This window comes from Prevotella sp. LCP21S3_D2, from assembly GCF_052118345.1.
In the GTDB taxonomy this organism is placed as follows: Bacteria; Bacteroidota; Bacteroidia; order Bacteroidales; family Bacteroidaceae; genus Prevotella.
Map to the genome: position 1 here is coordinate 1 of NZ_JBQKHJ010000092.1, position 625 is coordinate 625.

Sequence of the window (625 nt, forward strand, 5' to 3'; positions counted from 1 at the left end):
ACCCAGGGAGGAGGTAGTGACGTAGGCTTCTAAAAGCAGAGCCCCTTCGGGGGCTGTGTTTAAGCAGCAAAAGAATTAATCACTAATCACTAACAATTAATCACTAAAAAAGATGAAGAAGGACACTTGGAAAACTATCATTCAGATTGCGATATCAATCTTGACTGCGATTGCCACCACCTTGGGTGTGACCAGCTGTATGCCTTAAACGGCATCAGAAACAACAAACAGAAAGTGCCGGTAGGAGTAAATCCTATCGGCACTTTTTTTCCTTTTTTACCTTTAACAGGTCACGAGCATCGGGCAACTTCTGACCATTCAATTTTGCCATCCTTACCTCTTGCATCGCTCTTGTCAAAGATTCCTTGACATAAGCCTGCTGCTTTTCGGTCTTTGTCAAAACGGGGTCCTTCATTACCGATGTTGAAACTACACCGCGCAACATCTTCCCTCTATTCCTATTTTTCTGCCAGGGATAAATACTTTTTTGCATATATAATAAGGTATAATGGTTACGCGAATTCAACAAGCAAGTGCAAAATTACGAAATGTTTTTGTAAAAGCACTCCTTTGGTGTTGAGAAATTCAATTTCTTTCTTGGTCTCTCATTAATTTTTGCCGTAAA

Annotated in this window: 2 protein-coding genes; one reads left to right on the forward strand and one right to left on the reverse strand. The window is 40.5% G+C overall.

Annotated elements, in window-relative coordinates; all coding sequences use genetic code 11:
• Positions 1–112: 112 nt before the first annotated feature.
• Positions 113–208, forward strand: a complete 96-nt coding sequence (locus ACTQ16_RS16735) for a smalltalk protein (protein WP_153121734.1) — start codon at positions 113–115, stop codon at positions 206–208.
• A 45-nt stretch (positions 209–253) separates the two neighbouring features.
• On the opposite strand, the gene ACTQ16_RS16740 is transcribed toward ACTQ16_RS16735, so the two are convergent.
• On the reverse strand, positions 254–400 hold the full coding sequence (locus ACTQ16_RS16740) for a hypothetical protein (protein ID WP_441938565.1): 147 nt from the start codon (positions 398–400) through the stop codon (positions 254–256).
• Positions 401–625 lie beyond the last annotated feature (225 nt).

Coding starts and splice junctions, on each gene's coding strand:
- ACTQ16_RS16735 (WP_153121734.1), top strand. CDS start 113: ATGAAGAAGGACACTTGGAAAACTATCATTCAGATTGCGATATCAATC.